The sequence below is a fragment of the Amycolatopsis ponsaeliensis genome, from assembly GCF_030182635.1.
GTDB classification, from domain to species: Bacteria; Actinomycetota; Actinomycetes; order Mycobacteriales; family Pseudonocardiaceae; genus Amycolatopsis; species Amycolatopsis ponsaeliensis.
The window spans coordinates 51,566-67,575 of record NZ_JAPZLD010000024.1 but is presented as its reverse complement, the minus strand read 5'-3'; the positions used below and the strand labels follow the sequence as shown (position 1 = coordinate 67,575).

18 protein-coding genes, 1 tRNA gene and 1 pseudogene are annotated in these 16,010 nt (G+C 68.0%); 9 read left to right on the top strand and 11 right to left on the bottom strand.

Annotated elements, in window-relative coordinates:
* Window positions 1–13 precede the first annotated feature (13 nt).
* The 5 genes from QQ657_RS31600 to QQ657_RS31580 are packed head-to-tail and all read left to right on the top strand — an operon-like array spanning window position 14 to window position 3,906.
* A complete protein-coding gene (locus tag QQ657_RS31600; protein WP_284745924.1) occupies window positions 14–211 on the top strand; it encodes a hypothetical protein in 198 nt (65 codons plus the stop codon).
* The gene (locus QQ657_RS31595; protein ID WP_284745923.1) at window positions 211–579 is read left to right on the top strand and encodes a hypothetical protein; all 369 of its coding nucleotides are present in this window, start codon (window positions 211–213) and stop codon (window positions 577–579) included. The genes QQ657_RS31600 and QQ657_RS31595 overlap by 1 nt, the downstream gene beginning before the upstream one ends.
* Entirely contained in the window at window positions 576–998 is a 423-nt protein-coding gene (locus QQ657_RS31590) for a TadE/TadG family type IV pilus assembly protein (RefSeq protein ID WP_284745922.1), read from the top strand. Before QQ657_RS31595 ends, QQ657_RS31590 begins: the two co-directional genes overlap by 4 nt.
* A complete protein-coding gene (locus tag QQ657_RS31585; protein ID WP_284745921.1) occupies window positions 995–1,399 on the top strand; it encodes a pilus assembly protein TadG-related protein in 405 nt (134 codons plus the stop codon). Before QQ657_RS31590 ends, QQ657_RS31585 begins: the two co-directional genes overlap by 4 nt.
* Before the next feature lie 17 nt (window positions 1,400–1,416).
* Window positions 1,417–3,906 carry a LysM peptidoglycan-binding domain-containing protein gene (locus QQ657_RS31580; RefSeq protein ID WP_284745920.1) on the top strand — a complete coding sequence of 830 codons (2,490 nt, stop codon included), beginning with the start codon at window positions 1,417–1,419 and terminating at the stop codon, window positions 3,904–3,906.
* Window positions 3,907–3,931: 25 nt separating this feature from the next.
* On the opposite strand, the gene QQ657_RS31575 is transcribed toward QQ657_RS31580, so the two are convergent.
* Window positions 3,932–4,498: a hypothetical protein gene (locus QQ657_RS31575; protein ID WP_284745919.1), complete on the bottom strand. Its 567-nt coding sequence runs from the start codon at window positions 4,496–4,498 to the stop codon at window positions 3,932–3,934.
* Between the two features lie 567 nt (window positions 4,499–5,065).
* Window positions 5,066–5,710, bottom strand: coding sequence for a hypothetical protein (locus QQ657_RS31570; protein ID WP_284745918.1), 645 nt, complete (start codon window positions 5,708–5,710; stop codon window positions 5,066–5,068).
* Here QQ657_RS31570 and QQ657_RS56765 point away from each other — a divergent pair.
* Window positions 5,711–6,346: pseudogene (locus tag QQ657_RS56765) on the top strand (recombinase family protein); the annotation flags it as partial. It lies immediately after the preceding gene.
* A 3-nt stretch (window positions 6,347–6,349) separates the two neighbouring features.
* Here the strand turns inward: QQ657_RS56765 and QQ657_RS31565 are convergent.
* Together QQ657_RS31565 and QQ657_RS31560 are read right to left on the bottom strand one after the other, a co-directional pair.
* Window positions 6,350–6,553, bottom strand: coding sequence for a hypothetical protein (locus tag QQ657_RS31565; protein ID WP_284745917.1), 204 nt, complete (start codon window positions 6,551–6,553; stop codon window positions 6,350–6,352).
* Between the two features lie 416 nt (window positions 6,554–6,969).
* Window positions 6,970–7,043 (bottom strand) — tRNA-Leu (locus QQ657_RS31560).
* A 174-nt stretch (window positions 7,044–7,217) separates the two neighbouring features.
* On the opposite strand from QQ657_RS31560, the gene QQ657_RS31555 reads away from it, so the two are divergent.
* Both QQ657_RS31555 and QQ657_RS31550 read left to right on the top strand, forming a co-directional pair.
* On the top strand, window positions 7,218–7,832 hold the full coding sequence (locus tag QQ657_RS31555) for an ANTAR domain-containing response regulator (RefSeq protein ID WP_013227937.1): 615 nt from the start codon (window positions 7,218–7,220) through the stop codon (window positions 7,830–7,832).
* Between the two features lie 33 nt (window positions 7,833–7,865).
* Window positions 7,866–8,390 carry a DUF4352 domain-containing protein gene (locus QQ657_RS31550; protein WP_284745916.1) on the top strand — a complete coding sequence of 175 codons (525 nt, stop codon included), beginning with the start codon at window positions 7,866–7,868 and terminating at the stop codon, window positions 8,388–8,390.
* A 41-nt stretch (window positions 8,391–8,431) separates the two neighbouring features.
* Here the strand turns inward: QQ657_RS31550 and QQ657_RS31545 are convergent, their stop codons facing one another.
* From QQ657_RS31545 to QQ657_RS31525, 5 genes are all read right to left on the bottom strand, one after another.
* Complete coding sequence (locus QQ657_RS31545) at window positions 8,432–9,145, bottom strand: ABC transporter ATP-binding protein (RefSeq protein WP_284745915.1); 714 nt, start codon at window positions 9,143–9,145, stop codon at window positions 8,432–8,434.
* Window positions 9,135–9,908, bottom strand: a complete 774-nt coding sequence (locus QQ657_RS31540; protein ID WP_284745914.1) for an ABC transporter ATP-binding protein — start codon at window positions 9,906–9,908, stop codon at window positions 9,135–9,137. The genes QQ657_RS31545 and QQ657_RS31540 overlap by 11 nt, the downstream gene beginning before the upstream one ends.
* Window positions 9,905–11,032, bottom strand: a complete 1,128-nt coding sequence (locus tag QQ657_RS31535; protein ID WP_350310715.1) for a branched-chain amino acid ABC transporter permease — start codon at window positions 11,030–11,032, stop codon at window positions 9,905–9,907. The genes QQ657_RS31540 and QQ657_RS31535 overlap by 4 nt, the downstream gene beginning before the upstream one ends.
* Window positions 11,029–12,000 carry a branched-chain amino acid ABC transporter permease gene (locus QQ657_RS31530; RefSeq protein ID WP_284745912.1) on the bottom strand — a complete coding sequence of 324 codons (972 nt, stop codon included), beginning with the start codon at window positions 11,998–12,000 and terminating at the stop codon, window positions 11,029–11,031. Before QQ657_RS31530 ends, QQ657_RS31535 begins: the two co-directional genes overlap by 4 nt.
* Window positions 12,001–12,112: 112 nt before the next feature.
* Window positions 12,113–13,267 carry a branched-chain amino acid ABC transporter substrate-binding protein gene (locus QQ657_RS31525; RefSeq protein WP_284745911.1) on the bottom strand — a complete coding sequence of 385 codons (1,155 nt, stop codon included), beginning with the start codon at window positions 13,265–13,267 and terminating at the stop codon, window positions 12,113–12,115.
* A gap of 560 nt (window positions 13,268–13,827) precedes the next feature.
* Here QQ657_RS31525 and QQ657_RS31520 point away from each other — a divergent pair.
* Window positions 13,828–14,610: an alpha/beta hydrolase family protein gene (locus QQ657_RS31520; RefSeq protein WP_284745910.1), complete on the top strand. Its 783-nt coding sequence runs from the start codon at window positions 13,828–13,830 to the stop codon at window positions 14,608–14,610.
* Here QQ657_RS31520 and QQ657_RS31515 read toward each other — a convergent pair.
* Window positions 14,576–15,547, bottom strand: coding sequence for a LysR family transcriptional regulator (locus QQ657_RS31515; RefSeq protein WP_284745909.1), 972 nt, complete (start codon window positions 15,545–15,547; stop codon window positions 14,576–14,578). The genes QQ657_RS31520 and QQ657_RS31515 overlap by 35 nt on opposite strands.
* A gap of 3 nt (window positions 15,548–15,550) precedes the next feature.
* A complete protein-coding gene (locus QQ657_RS31510; protein ID WP_284745908.1) occupies window positions 15,551–15,991 on the bottom strand; it encodes a PaaI family thioesterase in 441 nt (146 codons plus the stop codon).
* Window positions 15,992–16,010: the final 19 nt, after the last annotated feature.

The window sequence follows — 16,010 nt, the reverse complement described above, 5'->3', positions numbered from 1 at the left end:
ACAGGAGAACAACATGATCAACACCATCGCTCTGAAGCTCTGGCTCGCCGTCCGAGACCGGGCCGGTCAGTTCACCCGCGAGGGCGAGCGAGGGGACGAGAACATCACCAAGGCGTTCTACGCCGCGCTCGGCATCACCGTCGCGACGCTCATCGGCGCCGGCATCACCGCCTTCGTCAACGGAAAGCTCCCGCTGATCGGAGGCCACTGATGCGCGGCGAACGCGGCGACGACAACGTCGCCGCCGCGATCATCTACAGCGCGATCCTGCTCGTCGCCTGGGCCGGCATCCAGATCGCCGTCGTCCTGCTCGGCCGCGGCGTCGCACTGGAGGCAGCGCGGGACGGCGTGCACTCAGCCCGGCTGCCGCCGGCGGATCTGGCAGCCGCATCGTCGGCCGCCGAGACGTACGCCCGCAATGCCACCGGCACCTGGCTGTCGAACGCGCATGCAGGCGCGAGCAGCGATGACGAGCGCGTCACCGTGACCGTCACCGGCGAAGCCACCTCGCTGGTGCCCTTCGCCCGATTCCCGATCAGCCAGACGGCGTCCGGCCCGGTCGAGCGGCTCGAGCCATGACCGGCGACGAACGCGGGGACATCACCGTCGAGACGGCGATCGGCGTGACCGCGCTATTCCTGCTCCTTGGTCTGGGGCTGGTCGGCGTGCGCGTGCTGGTCGCCGACGCGTCGATCGACGAAGCCGCCCGCTCGGCCGCCCGCGCAGCGTCGATCGCCCGCGACGGCCAAGCCGCATCGGTGGCCGCCGACCGCCGCGGCCGCGCGGTCCTGGCCGAACAGCATCTGACCTGCAGCAGCCTGGACGTTGTAGTCGATGTCGCCGACTTCGCGAAGTCCCTGGGCGAAACCGGATACGTCGTCGCGACGATCACCTGCGACGTTCCGCTCGATGACCTCGCGATTCCCGGCATCGGCGGCACGAAAACGCTGCAGGCGCAGTTCCGCTCGCCGATCGACCGCTACGGCGCACGACCATGAACGTCCTCCGCGACGAGCGCGGCTCCACATCGGTGCTGATCCTCGGCCTCTGCCTCGCACTGCTCACTGCACTCGGCTTCGCCATCGACGGGACACGCAAAGGTCTGGCCTACTCGCAGGCGACGGCGATCGCCGAAGAAGCCGCCCGCGCGGGTGCGCAGGCCCTGCGCGTCCGTGCGCTCGCCCACGGCACCGACGCTGCCGTCGAGCCGGCCGTCGCCGAAGCGGAGGCACAGCGGTACATCGCGACGTCCGGCGCCACCGGCATCGCGCACGCCGACGAGCACGAGGTCGTCGTTGACACCGTCATCACCCGCACCACGATCTTCCTCGGTTCCGTCGGGATTGCCGAGTTCACCGTTCACGGCCACGGTGCCGCCGTCCTCGTCTCGGCGGACTGAGCCGAGAGGAGCACACCATGCGCACCACACTCCGAACCCTCGCCGGACTCGCGGCGATCAGCGCCTTGATCGCGGGCCCGCCTGCTGCACTGTGGCAGTTCCGTGCCGCGTACCTGCCGGACCGGTTCGGCGACGTTTTCATGTGGCTGACCACTCGCGACGACGGCAGCCTGTTTCTCCTGCTGCTGGTCGGCGTCGGCCTGGTCGCATGGCTGCAGCTGCTCGTCGCCTTCGGAGTCGAAGCCGCAGCGGCCCTTCGCGGGACACACGCTCTGCGGCTGCCGGGCTTCGGCTGGGCTCAGCGCCTCGCCGCCGGAGTACTGCTCCTCCTGCTGGCCGGTACAGCCACGGCTGAAGCCGTCGAGGCGCCGCCTCACATCGTCGTCACCGGCGACAACCTCAGCTCGATCGCCGCAGCCGAACTCGGCGACGCGGATCGCTACCGCGAGGTCTACGAGCTCAACCGCGGAGTTCCGCAGGCCGGCGGCGGCGCGCTTCGCGCCCCAGGCCTGCTGAAGCCCGGGTGGGTTCTCCAGATGCCCGCATCCGACGAGGTCACCGTCCGGCCCGGCCAGACGCTGTCCGAGATCGCCCGCGACCGGCTCGGCGACGCTCACCGCTATCGGGAGATCTTCGCCCTCAACCGAGACCGCACGCAGCCGTCCGGACACTCGCTTAACAGCCCGGACCAGTTGCGCCCCGGCGACGTCCTCCAGCTGCCGGGTCATGACCCGAAGCCCACTCTGAGCGCGCCACCAACTCCGGCTACGGTGCACACGCCGGCCACGCCTCGCCCCGTAGCTGCTGTCCCGCCTGCGGCGCCACGTCCCGGCGAGGCCGTGCCCGCTGGCGAGCAAGACAGTGGCGTGACGCCTGCGCTGCTCGCCGGCGCCGGGGGAGTGCTGGTGGCCTCTTTGCTCCTGCTGATGTCCGCGCGGCGCGGGCGTGTGCGTCAGCAGGCCGTCGTCGAAACGCCGTCAGTGCAGCAGCTCGACCGCGCGCTGCGAGCGATGGCCTGCAACGCTCGTCGACACGGCTCCAAGTTGCCCGCGGTCGCTGGGGCAAGCATCGGAGCAAACGGGATTCGCCTCCGGCTTGCGCGAACCGCCGAAGTCATCCGCCCGTTCACCGCCCTGACGGAGACCGAGTGGCTGTTGAGCGAGCAGCCGAGTGCGTCCGAGGTGGACGAAGACCTCGCTCCTTATCCAGCCCTGGTCTCCCTGGGCTATACGAGTGAGAGCGAGTTGGTGCTGGCCAACCTCGAGCAGGCGGGCCTGATCACGCTCCGAGGCGATCTGGAGGACACCGGCGCGGTGCTGGCCGCGATGACGTGGGACCTTCTCTCGGCCTGCTGGACCAGCGACATCAAGATCATCCTCATCGGAACAGGCAAGCGCACCGCCGCCTGCAACGCCGACCAAGCCCGATTCGCCGAGAATTGGAGCGAAGCTCTCCAGACCGTGGCGACCGAACCTTGTCGCTCCGTGATCTTTTCGGCTGAGCCGGTCAGCCACGCTCAGCTCGGCGACCTCGCAGCCCTAGATGAGCGAGTCGCCGCGATCGTGACGGTCGTCCCGGACAGCAAAGCCCTCCCGGGGGCTTGGAGCCTGGATGCCGGAATCGGTCGCACCTTCATCGACGAGCTCGACATGGGCGTCGAACTGCAACGGCTGAGGCCCGACCAGGTCACCCGGCTCACCGCGGGCCACGCTGAACCGGGACCTCAACCCGAGCCGACGCCCTCACCTCCCGCTGTCGCCCACGAGGACCCGGCCCCCGCGATCAGGTTGCTCGGCCCGGTCAGCCTGATCGGCGTCGACCCCGCGGCCGTCGAGGCGAAGAAGATCAACCGGCTGACCGAGCTGGCGGCCTTCCTCAGCCTCCACCCCGGAGCGAACGCGGACGAGATCTCACGGCAGCTCGGCACGGACACTGCGCCGTGGTCGGCAGCGACTCGCCAGGGCTACATCTCACGCCTGCGGACCTGGCTCGGCCGAGACGCCGACGGTGAGCTGTACCTCCCGAACGTCGACGCGAGACGAGGCGGCTACCGCCTCTCGGACTCCTTTGAGACCGACTGGGACCAGTTCCGAGACTTGTCTCGCCGCGGTCTCGCAGACCCCGAGACCTCGGTCGACCAGCTGAAAGAGGCGATGGAGCTCGTCTCGGGTCTTCCACTGAGCAACGTGCCCTCAGACCGGTACGCGTGGAGTTCGTGGATCCAGCGAGAGATGATCGACGCCGTCGTTGAGGTTGCCCACGCTCTGGCCGCCGCCAGCTGCGACGCCGGCGACCTGACCACCGCGCGCCGGGCAGCTGTCCGCGGACTTCTGGCCGACCCGGTGAGCGAACTTCTCTACCGAGACCTGATCCGAACCGAGCACTGCGCCGGCAACACGGTCGCGGTGCGTGAAATCGGGGATAGGTTGAGGTCGATCTCAGCCTCGCTCGACATCAAACTTGACGTAGAGACGACTCAGCTGGTGACCGCTTTGCGGCCTGGCTGACGAACTCGCTGCGTCGACGTTGAGTTCAGGAACGTACCTGTTCGAGCGGCCGGGAGCCGATGCGCCGCCATTTCGTTCCGCCGACATCCTCGAAGACGACCTCGATCTCCGTGTTGCCGCCGCTGGCCTCCATATCGGCTATCGTTTCCTGTTTTTGGCCGTCATCAGGCCAGGTCCACGGCTCCCAGGGCGCGTCCTCTTGCAGGAGAACCGAGCGCTTTCCGCCAGTCGCTCTGCACGGAACTCTGCGTTCTTCCTGCGGCGAGTGAATATGGATCACAGCAACATCGACCGCGATTATCGGTGATTGGCCCCGGTTCTCGATCTGCACCCGGACGCCTTGGTCTGCGACCTGCATCTGCGACACCTTGACGTAGAACGCTTGCACCCGCGCTTGTTCCAATTCTCGCCGGTTCTCACGAGTGGTTTCCTTTCGTGAGATGCGAAGGGCGGCCCAGGCTGCGAAGAACGCTCCAAGACCACCGAACCACTGGCCGAGCCCCGCCCAACCATCCGGGTCGTGGTCGAACGGCCAGTAGCGGGTGCCGATCATCACGACAAGGCCGGATATCAGTCTGGCCAGGAATCCCACCTGCCGAAGAGGAAGCGGTTGGTCTTGATGAAGATCTGATCCGTGGGCATCGCGCCTCCGGCAAGTCTGTGAGACCTGATGTGCGGACTTCTGCCCTGCGTCAGTCGTCGCGAGACCAGTTGTTGTTACGAGTGTCGATAGGGTATGCGCCTGCCGTTGGTCTCGGCGAATGAACAGCCACACATTTACTGCTTGTCTCGAAGAAGAGCTTCACTCTCTGATGGGTCTCGCGATGTTTCGGCCGTTGATCGGTGAGTCTCGTTGGTCTCGGTCAAAGTCTCGGGGTAGGTCTCGGTGGATGAAAAGGTCGACAAGTCAAAGGTTCAGATGCAGCGGCGCGACGCAGGGTCCACAATGCCGCCGAGGCAGACTGTGTCCAAATCGTGTTACGGTAGGGAACGCTCACGCGGCGAAACCTGCTGTTTCAGCGGTCGTGTCGAGCTCATTCACGGCGCAAGCGCAGAAAACCTGCGCTCCCGACTTGCTCGCGTATCGGCAGACCTCCTTCGCTGGGCTGCGGACGCGCGTCCCGCTGAGTCTGCTGAGGACACCTGACCCGTCATGACTTCATACGATCGAGTGCACGTCAACCCGCTGGCTCCCGGCCTGAGCGGCTTCGGCCAGCGAGACCGCGGCCCCGGTGTCTCGGGGCCGTCGGGACTCTCCGACCACGCTGTCTCGCCCCTCGGCATGCCCCTTGCCTTGCTGCGCGACGAGGTCCGCGTTGCCTTCCTGGGTCGGACGTCCACAGAGGAACAGCAAGACCCACGGCAGTCGATCCTGCGCCAGTTGGGCAACTCCAAGACCGCCTTGCCCGAATCCTGGGTCCTCGTCGCGCACTTCTACGACGTCGAATCGGGCCGGATGGATCTCGACCGCCGTGGCCGCGGTGACCACTACGACCGCTTCGACATCCCGATCGCTCGCGACGGCGGTATCGCGGACCTTCTCGACGAGGCGGCGAGACCGGACCGGAGATTCGACGTCGTCATCTGCGAGAACATCTCGCGGGTCGCGCGCCGGGCTTACGAAGGACTCTCGGTCGAACGAGACCTTGAGCGGTGCGAGGTCTCGCTGTTCGCGGCGAACGAGACCATCAGCGTCTCGGGCAGCCGAGCCCAGCGGATCCTCCAGCGCCGGATCAACCAGTCGGTCGCCGAGTACGAAGTCCTGAACACCCTCGAGCAGTCCTGGGGTGGCCTCTGCACCCACGTGCGCGAGGGCTGGAACATCGGCAAGCCCTGCTACGGCTACAAGGCCAAGACCTTTCGGCACCCGAACCCGGCGAAAGCCTCGAAGGGAATCACGAAGACCCGCCTCGAGCCGGACGGACCTTGCGGCGAGACTGTGACGCAGATCGCAGCCTGGGTCTACTACGACCATTTGGGTACCGACGTCATCGCAGATTTGCTCAACCAAGACCTCGTGAAGCACCCGCCGCCGAGTCCGCCTGGTGGGCGCCGGGCTAGGGGGTGCTGGAGCAGGTCGAGCATCAACGACATTCTCCGGAACCCGAAGTACACGGGCTACCAGGTGTACAACCGCCGTGCCACCAGGTCGGGCCGGGGCAAGCACAACGACCCGGTCAAGTGGGTCTGGTCGCCCGAGCCCGCCCACGAGCCACTCATTCCGAAGTGGATGTATGACGAGCTCATCGGCCGTAGGAAGACCAAGCAGCGGTCCCGCGCGAGCAACGCGCTGAACTCGCATCCTCAGACGAAGCGAACTTATCTGTTTCGCGGCAAGGTGTACTGCCCGTGCGGCCGTCGCATGGTCGGCGAAGTCCGCCACGAACGCGCCTACTACCTATGCCGCCCGAACAACAACAACCGCGGCCGGCCGGACACCTACCTAGGCCACCCGAAGACGCTCTACTTGCGCGAAGACGCGCTCCTCGACGCCGTTGCTGTCTTCCTCGCCGACCGCGTCTTCGGGCCGGACCGGCGAGCAATCCTCGATGCCCAGTTGGCCGGCATGGACACCGGCGAGGCCGACGAGCGCGACGTTCAGCGTACGCAGCTGCAGAAGGCCATGGACGGTCTTGTCAAGAAGCAAGAGTCAGTCCTTGAGCAAGCGATGAACGGAGACCCTGACGACGCGTTCACGAAGGCTCTGCGAGGGCGGTACAACGACCTCGAGACCCAGCGCGCGGATCTGGCCGCGAAATTGGCAGCCGTCGATGAGTCGGCCGGAGCACAGCCCGACAAGCCGAGCGCCGATGCGTTGTCGCTCCTTGACGCGCTGCCGTTCCTGGCGGTGAACCTTGCGAAGGCGCCGGAGGATCTACTGAGGACCCTCTTCGAGGTGGTTCAGCTCAGTGTCCAGGTCCACGACGAGGGCGAGCATGCGACAATGACCATCACCCTGCCCGCTGACCAGGTCATCCAAGTGGCGGGCGCAGCAGAGAGGATTGGCGACCAGATGAACCCGCAAGGGACGCCCGAGGGGCGTGCCGGTGGGGTTCTGGATCGTGCCCCCGGTGAGATTCGAACTCACACTGGACGGGTTTTGAATCCGTTGCCTCTGCCAGTTGGGCTACGGGGGCGCGACGCAGTGACTCTACGGGATCACCGAGTCCACCGAGTTACCGGGGCGGTGAGTGTCGCGCCCGCCACTACGTGGTGAACGCCATCTCTTCTTCTGGATCGTTCCCGGTAGGCTTCAGGTTCGCGGGAAGCCGCGAAGACCCACGTCCCGCCGAGTCTTCAGGAGGACCCCGGTGACCGATCAGGCTACCGAGGCCAACGGTGCCGCCACCGTGCCGCAGCGTCGGGTGCTCGTCGCGGAAGACGAGGCGCTCATCCGGCTGGACCTCGTCGAAATGCTGCGCGAAGAGGGCTATGAGGTCGTCGGGGAGGCCGGGGATGGCGAGCAGGCCATCTCGCTCGCCACCGACCTCAAGCCCGATCTCGTGATCCTCGACGTCAAGATGCCCAAGCTGGACGGGATCGAGGCCGCGGCCAAGATCACCGGTGACCGGATCGCGCCCGTCGTCATCCTCACCGCCTTCAGCCAGCGGGATCTCGTCGAACGCGCTCGTGACGCCGGCACCATGGCCTACCTCGTCAAACCCTTCGCCAAGCGGGACCTCGTGCCCGCCATCGAGCTCGCCGTCAGCCGGTTCTCCGAGCTGCAGGCCCTCGAGGCGGAGGTCGCCGGGCTCACCGACCGGCTCGAGACGCGGAAGGTCATCGACCGCGCCAAGGGCCTGCTCATGAGCCGGCAAGGCCTCACCGAGCCCGATGCCTTCCGCTGGATCCAGCGCACCGCCATGGACCGCCGGACCACCATGAAGGCCGTCGCCGAGGCCGTCGTCGAAAGTATCGGAAGCTAGCCTGGAACGGCGGTCGGCGGCAGAATCACCCAGGTGAAACTGCTGCCGGCCGTCGTTGCCCTCACACTCCTGGCCGGTTGCGAAGCCGCCGCGCCGAGCACTCCCGCGCCGGCGACCTACGAGCTGCCCCCGCGTCAGGTCCGGCCCGACGAAACCGCCCTCAAGGTGCCGCCCGCGAAGAACGGCGACACCGAGTTCACCCTGATCGGCCTCGCCGCGGGCCTGCCCAGCATCACCGGCAGCCACACGGAGATGCCCGCCAAGGGCCAGTTCGTCCGGCTCCGGCTCGTGATCACCAACACGGGCACGTCCAGCGTCCTGTTCGACCCGAAACGCCAGCTGCTCGTCGACGACAAGGGCGCCACCCACCCGCCGGACGAGCAGGCCATGCTGATCAAGCGCCAGCCCGGCCAGTTCGACCTCGGGCACAGCGTGCGCGTCGAGTTCGACCTCTACTGGGACATCCCCAAGGACACCAAACCCGTGACGCTGAGGGCCTTCGGCGGCCCCACGATCTCCGACATGAAGAACGTCGACGGCACCGACATCAAGTTATGAAAAGGGGGCCCGGCACGAAGCCGGGCCCCCGAAAAGCAATCTCAGACGCCCAGGTCGCCACCGAGGTAGGCGGCCCGCACCTTCGGGTCGTTCAGCAGGTCGGCCCCGCGGGCGCTCTGGACCACGCGGCCCGTCTCGAGCACGTACGCCCGGTCCGACAGCTTCAGCGCCTGCTGGGCGTTCTGCTCCACCAGCAGCACCGTCGTCCCGCGCTTGTTGATCTCGCGGATGATGTCGAAGATCTGCGCGATCAGCATCGGCGCCAGGCCCATCGACGGCTCGTCGAGCAGCAGCACCTTCGGCTTCGTCATCAGCGCGCGGCCGATGGCGATCATCTGCTGCTCACCGCCCGACATCGTGCCGCCGAACTGGGTCTTCCGCTCCGCGAGCCGGGGGAACAGCTCGTAGACCTCGTCGAGGTCGGCCTGGAGGTCGTCCTTGCGGGTGTAGGCACCCATCAGGAGGTTCTCCTGCACCGTCATGCCGGGGAACACGCCCCGGCCTTCCGGCGACTGGCCGATCCCGAGCAGCACGCGCTTGTGCCCCGGGGTCTTCGAGATGTCCTGGCCGTTGAACACGATCCGGCCGCTGGTCAGCGGCCGCAGCCCGGAGATCGTCTTGAGCGTCGTGGTCTTGCCGGCGCCGTTGGCCCCGATGAGGGAGACGATCTCACCCTCGTCGACCTGGATGCTCATGCCCTTCAGGGCCGCGATCTTGCCGTAGTGGACGTTGATGTCCTCGACCTCAAGAAGCATCTTCGGACACCCCCAGATAAGCCTCGATCACCTTCTGGTTGTTCTGCACCTCGTGCGGCAGCCCTTCTGCGATCTTCTGCCCGAAGTCGAGCACCGCCAGCCGGTCGCTGATGTGCATGACCAGGCCCATGTCGTGCTCGATGAGCAGCACCGTGCGGCCGTCGTCCCGGATCTTGCGGATCAGCGCCTGCAGGGCGTTCTTCTCCGCCGGGTTCATGCCCGCGGCCGGTTCGTCGAGCAGCAGCAGCTTCGGGTCGGTGGCGAGCGCCCGCGCGATCTCCAGGCGACGCTGGTCGCCGTAGGAGAGGTTCTTCGCGACGTTGTGCTCGACCCCGCCGATACCGACGAAGTCGAGCAGCTCGCGTGCCCGCTCCCGCCCGTGCTTCTCTTCCTTGCGGTGCCACGGCAGGCCGAGCGTCGCGCCGATCGCGCCCGTCTTGTGGTGCGCGTCGACGCCCACCATGACGTTCTCCAGCGCCGACATGTTGTGGAACAGCCGGATGTTCTGGAACGTCCGGGCGATGCCGCGCTTGGTGACCTTGAACCGCTTCATGCCGTCGATGCGGTCGCCGTCGAAGCGGACCTCGCCCTCGGTCGGCTGGTAGACGCCGGTGACCACGTTGAACACCGTGGTTTTGCCGGCGCCGTTCGGCCCGATCAGGGCGAAGATCTCGCCCTCGTTGATGCTGAGGTTGACCTCGCGCAACGCCGTGACACCGCCGAAGCGCATGGTCACGTTGTCGAATTCGAGCAGTGCGCTCACTTCGTCACCTCCGCCGAAGCCTCGGAGTCGGGGCCGGCCACTTCCGCGCCCAGGGCGCCCATGCCGCCGGTTCCTTCCCGTAGTTCGGCCTTGCGCTGCCGCGACGGCAGCAGGCCCTCCGGCCGCAGCGCCATCATCAGCACCAGCACGGCACCGAAGATGAGCACGCGGTAGTCGTTGAACTGCCGGAAGCGCTCCGGCAGCCAGGCGATCACGAACGCGCCGAGGATGACGCCGGGGAGGTTGCCCGAGCCGCCGAGCACCACCGCGGCCAGGATGGTCGCGGACAGGATGAACGGGAAGTTGTTCGGCTCGATGAACACGGCCTTGCTCGCGTAGATCGTGCCGGCGAACCCGCCGATCATGGCGCCGATGGCGAAGGCGAGCAGCTTGAACTTGAACGTCGGCACGCCCATCAGCTCGGCAGCGTCCTCGTCCTCGCGGATCGCCGCCCACGCCCGCCCGACCCGGCTCTTGGTGAGCCGCACCGAGAAGACGATGACGAGCACGATCGCGACGACCATCAGGTAGTAGTACGGCGCCGGGTCGAGGAAGAACTCCATGCCGAACAGCGGCTCGGGGTGCGGGACGTTCGTGATGCCGCGCGCGCCGCCGATGCCGTCGGTGTTGTTCGCCGTGATCCGGACGATCTCACCGAAGCCCAAGGTGACGATCGCCAGGTAGTCGCCGCGTAATCGAAGTGTTGGTGCGCCGAGGATCACGCCGGAGACCGAGGCCAGGAAGATGCCCAGCACCACCGTCGGCCAGAACGACCAGCCGTAGCTCGTGCCGATCGACGCCCACGTGTACGCGCCGATCGCGAAGAACGCCACGTACCCGAGGTCCAGCATGCCCGCGTGCCCGACGACGATGTTGAGGCCGACCGCCAGCAGGATGTACGTGCCGACCGGGAAGATCAGCACCGTCGTCCAGTCCGAGTACGGGGACATGAACGCCCCGATCCACGGCGCGGGCAGGATCAGCGTGAACACGATCGCGGCGAGGTAGACGGCGTAACGCTGCCAGTGCGGCGCGTCGGCCCACCAGTCACGCATGCCGTCGATGGGGTGAAAACCCTTGTGCGCCGGGGTTTTGTCGTTGTCTGCCACTCCGTCGCCTTTCATGCGCGTGCCCGCTGCAGGGATTCACCGAGGATGCCGGTGGGCCGGAGCATGAGCACGAGGACGAGGACCACGAACGCGGTGACGTCCTTCCACTCGGAGCCGAGGAAGATCGAGCTCCAGTTCTCGACCAGGCCCAGCACGATGCCGCCGAGGAGCGCACCGCGCAGGTTGCCGATGCCGCCGAGCACGGCCGCGGTGAACGCCTTGATGCCGAGCAGGAAGCCGACCCGGTAGTCGGTGTTCTCGTATTCCATGACGTAGAGCGCCGCGGCGACGCCGGCCATGGCCCCGCCGAGCAGGAACGTGATCCGGACGATGCGGTCGATGCTGACGCCCATGAGCACGGCGGCTTCGGGGTCCTGGGCGGTCGCCCGGATGCCGCGGCCGATGCGCGTGCGGCTGACCAGCTGGTCGAGCACGACCATCACGACGACGGCGGCGATGACGACGAAGACGTGGTCGGTGCGCACGACGCCGTTGCCGATCCGGAAGAGCTCCTCGTGCGGCACGAACCGGGGTGCGTTCTGCTGGACCTTGCCCGCCTTGTCCGACAGCGCGGGGATGACGAAGAGGCCGAACAGCTCCTGCAGGAACAGGGAGGCGCCGATCGCGGAGATCAGGGCGGCGAGCCGGGTCGCGCCCTTCTTGCGCAGCGGCCGGTAGGCCAGCTGCTCCAGCACGATGGCCGAACCACCGGACACGGCCGCCGAGGAGACCGCGATGAGCAGGAGGATGCCGATCATCCCGAGCACGCCGACGGTGATCGGGGCGGTGCCACCGGCGATGGCGATGAGGATGAACAGGGACGTCATCGTCCCGATCATGAAGATTTCCGAGTGCGCGAAGTTGATCAGCCGCAGGACGCCGTAGACCATCGTGTAGCCCAGGGCGATGAGGGCGTAGATGGAGCCGGCTACCAGGCCGCCGATGGTGCTGCCCAGAAACTGGCTCTGCAGATCTTGGAACATGACGTAGTTGCCTTACCTGACGGGGCGAGGATGGTCGCCACATTGGCGGGGAGCGGGGGTGCTGTGTCCGAGCACAGCACCCCCGCTCCCGTTAGGTGTTTCTACCGCTCCGTCAGCCGGCGATCTTGGCTTCGGTCGAAGCGCCGAGGTTCTTGATGACCCCGGCGACGACCTGGTAGACGTAGATCGCGTTGGTCTGCGGCTCGCCGTTGTCCTTGAACTTGATCTGCTTCGACGCGCCCTTGAAGTCCTCGGTCTTGAGGAAGTCGTTGATCTTCTCGCCCGTGGTGTTGCCCGCCTTGACCGCGTTGATGATGGCGGTCGCGGCGTCGTAGCCCTCGGTCGCGTAGATCGCCGGGGCGACGTTGAACTTCGCCTTGTACTTCGTGGCGAACTCGTTGGTGGCACCCGCGTCCGGGATGTTGCACGGGCAGCCGACGACGGCGCCTTCGGCGGCCGCGGCACCCGCACCCGAGACCAGCTGCGGGTCGAGCGAACCGTCACCGGTGGCGAAGGTGGCCTTCACGCCGCCGTCACGGAGCTGCTTGAGCAGACGGCCGGCCTGGGCGTAGTAACCGCCGTAGGTGATGACGTCCGGGTTGGCCGCCTTGACCTTCTGCACGGTCGACGAGTAGTCCGACGCGTCCTTGGCGAACTTGTCGCGCTCGGTCGTGATGCCCTTGTCCTTGAAGGTCTTCTCGAACGCGTCGGCCAGGCCGACGCTGTACTCCTGGTCGTCCGAGAGGACGTAGGCGTTCTTCGGCGACTTCGCCGTGATGAGGAAGTTCGCGATACCGGGGCCCTGGTCGTTGTCGTTCGCGACGACGCGGTGCCAGTACTTCCAGCCGTTCCCGGCCAGGCCCGGGTTGGTCGCCGACGGCGACACGCTCGGGATCTTGCCCTGCTCCAGGACACCGCCGACGGCCTTCGACTCACCCGAGAAGGCCGGGCCGATCAGCGCGGTGATCTTGTCCGTGCCGATCGCGGTCTGCACCAGCGAGGTGGCCTGTTCCGGCTTGCCCTGGCTGTCGTAGTTCTTGAGCTCGAGCTTCACGCTCGGGTTCGTGGCGTTGTACTCGTCGATCGCGAGCTTCGCGCCGTTGTTGGGCGGGATCACGATCCCGGAGTTCTCACCGGTCAGGTCGCCCATGAACCCGATCTTCAGCGTGCTGCTGTCACCGCTGCCCGACGAGCTGCTGCCGCCGGCACAGCCCGCCAGCGCAAGCGACGTCGCCGCCGCGAGGGCGAGGACCCGTCCAAAACGCACTCCTGACACCGACTACCTCCCATGACCAACCAGCCGCCGGTAGGCGTTGCCCCCGACACAGGGGCTAGGTTAGGGCAGGAAGATATCCCTCTCGCCCGTCATGTGCACAGGCGGCCTCACTACTCTGTGTCCACATCGTGACGATCGCAACCGACACGAATTGCACGAAAAGGCGAACGACGTTTCGTTACAGTCCGCCGCTGGTCACGCAGCGATGCTAAGTATCGGCGCTCGTTTGGCGAATGGGTGACAGCTGTGTTTCCGCGGTATGTCATGGCCCATTTCGGCGCGCGGTGCGTGGCCGGTTTCCGGGCGATCCGCTGTTCACCCTGGCGGGGGCTCCGCGGGGCGGGCACCGCCGTAGGGATGCACCTTACGTCCGGTTCGGGCGGCCGAACGGACCACCCCCCGCTCACCGGGACACGAGGTCTGCCCGAACGGCCGCCTCCCCGGGCACCGCTGTCACAACCACCGGTTGTCGTGGGCGCCGGAACGGCTGTTGGACCCGTCCCGCTCCCCGGCGGTTGGCTGGAGGCAACCGAGAGACAGGGAGAAGCGGGATGCGGATCGCCGAGCAGGAAACCGTCGAAGGGGTCGCGGCCGGGGTGCCGTTCGTGGCACTGCCGCCAGCGGACCGGGAGGCCCCGGCCGCGCTGGTGGCGGGCTGGCACCTGATGGAGGTGCCCGCGAGCGAGCAGGCCTTCGCCGAAGCGGTGCCGATGACCGGCCTGCAGGCCTGGCGGGTCTACCTCGGCCTGCCGCTGACCGGGGCCAGGCTGCCCGGCGGCGGCCCGGCGGAGCTGTTCCGGCGGGCGAGCGAGGACGCGGTGCTCAACGTCTTCGAGCCGGTGACCGAGCAGGCGGCGGCGGAGTTCCCCGCGGCGCTGGCGGAGCTGCGGAGCCGGCTCCCGGGCGCGGACGGCCCGCTCGGCGTCTTCGGGGGCTCGGCGGGCTCGCTGGTCGCGCTGGAGGTGCTCGCCCGTGGGCAGGTCGCGGTCGAGGCCGCCGCGGTGGTCAGTCCCGTCGCCCGGCTGGCGCCGGTGATCGGCCGCAACGAGCGGCTCTTCGACGTCACGTACCCGTGGAGTCCGCGTTCCCGGGCCGTCGCCGACCGCTACGACTTCGTGCGCCGGGCCGGGGAGCTGAGCGCGCCGCTGCTGATCGTGGCGGGCGAAGCCGACGACGCCGCCGTCCGCGAGCCGGCCCGGGCGCTGCGCGAGAAGCTGGGGACCGAGCTGGTGACGGTCGGCGGGATGGCGCACGAGTTCGCGCCGGGGACGCCGGAAGCGGCCCGCGTCGACGCGGCGTTCAGCGAGTGGTTCGCGCGGCGGTTGCGAGCGTGAGGTCGTCGTCCGGCAGCCAGGCGTGCTCCGGGTCGTAGGCGCACCAGTCCTCTTCGCGGCTGGTGCGCCCGGCCAGCGCCAGGAGCCGCCGCAGTGCCGGGTGCGTCTTCCCGCGCCGCCAGACCAGCGACCACGGGAACAGCGGGGACGGCTCGAACGGCAGCACCTTCAGGTCGAGGTCGGGCGCGAGCTCCATGTCGGCCCCGGCGAGGGTGACGCGCCGCTTGCCGTAGCGCGTCTGCTCGAGCGTGTGCCGCAGGTCGTAGCTGACGCCGGAGTCGTCGATCGGCACGGCGAACCGGTCGCACATCGCGCGCAGGTAGGACAGCCATTCGGCGGCCCCGCCGGACCCCGGCAGCCAGATCCCCTCGGCGCGCAGCTCGTCGAACCGGAGCACGTCCTGCTGGGCCAGGGGGTGCTCCGGGGCGAGCAGCGCGACCAGGGGTTCGAGCCGGATCGGGCGGTGCTCCAGCTCGTCGGGCAGCGGCCCGCCGAAGCCGGTGACGCGGCCGATGGCGGCGTCGAGCCGGCCGGTCAGCAGCGGCTCGACGGCGTTGGCGAACCCGGCGCCGGCGACCCGGTCGATCCGCAGCGCCGGCTCCCGCTCGGCGAGCCGGCGCAGCAGGAACATGGGGGACAACCGGAAGTCGACGACGTCGAGGCGCAGCGGCCGGTCCTCCGCGCCCATGGCGGCCACCGCCGCGTCGGCCACCCGGACCAGCTCACGCGCGTGCGGGAGGAAGCGCTCGCCGTCGGCGGTGAGCTCGACCGAACGGTTGGTGCGCAGGAACAACGGTGTGGCGAGGGTGTCCTCGAGCTTCCGGATCCGCTTCGACAACGCCTGCTGGGTGAGGAACAGCGCCTGGGCCGCGCGCCCGAAGTGCCGCTGCTCGGCGGTCATGACGAACGCCCGCACCTGGGCGAGGTCGAGGTCCACGGCTCAGGCGCCCGGCGGGCGGTCCCGGACGACGCAGGTGAGCCGGGCGGTGCAGGTGCGCCGGCCTTCGTCGTCGGTCAGCACGATCTCCGCGGTGATGGTGCCGCGGCCGACGTGCAGCGGCGTCGCGACGCCGGTGACGGTGCCCGCGCGGACGGCCCGGTGGTGCGTGCAGGACAGCTCCAGCCCCATCGCCGCGCGGTCCGGGCCCGCGTTCAGCGCGGCGACCGTCGAGCCCAGCGCTTCGGCGAGCACGGCGTTCGCGCCGCCGTGCAGCAGGCCGTACGGCTGGAGGTTGCCCTCGACCGGGATCGTGCCGACCACGCGTTCGGCGGTCGCTTCCAGCAGCTTCATGCCGACCTTGTCGTTCAGCTGCTGGTCCGCCGCGGCCGGGTCGATGCCCGACAGCCGGTCCACGTCGATGGGGGCGGCACTTTCGGTCACGCAAAGCTCCTGTTCCTAT

What these genes read in the sequence shown, in the direction of transcription:
- QQ657_RS31585 (WP_284745921.1), top strand. Translation starts at nt 995, where the DNA reads ATGAACGTCCTCCGCGACGAGCGCGGCTCCACATCGGTGCTGATCCTC.
- QQ657_RS31595 (WP_284745923.1), top strand. Translation starts at nt 211, where the DNA reads ATGCGCGGCGAACGCGGCGACGACAACGTCGCCGCCGCGATCATCTAC.
- QQ657_RS31590 (WP_284745922.1), top strand. Translation starts at nt 576, where the DNA reads ATGACCGGCGACGAACGCGGGGACATCACCGTCGAGACGGCGATCGGC.
- QQ657_RS31545 (WP_284745915.1), bottom strand. Translation starts at nt 9,145, where the DNA reads ATGCTTCTTGAGGTCGAGGACATCAACGTCCACTACGGCAAGATCGCG.
- QQ657_RS31580 (WP_284745920.1), top strand. Translation starts at nt 1,417, where the DNA reads ATGCGCACCACACTCCGAACCCTCGCCGGACTCGCGGCGATCAGCGCC.
- QQ657_RS31535 (WP_350310715.1), bottom strand. Translation starts at nt 11,032, where the DNA reads ATGAAAGGCGACGGAGTGGCAGACAACGACAAAACCCCGGCGCACAAG.
- QQ657_RS31520 (WP_284745910.1), top strand. Translation starts at nt 13,828, where the DNA reads ATGCGGATCGCCGAGCAGGAAACCGTCGAAGGGGTCGCGGCCGGGGTG.
- QQ657_RS31600 (WP_284745924.1), top strand. Translation starts at nt 14, where the DNA reads ATGATCAACACCATCGCTCTGAAGCTCTGGCTCGCCGTCCGAGACCGG.
- QQ657_RS31530 (WP_284745912.1), bottom strand. Translation starts at nt 12,000, where the DNA reads ATGTTCCAAGATCTGCAGAGCCAGTTTCTGGGCAGCACCATCGGCGGC.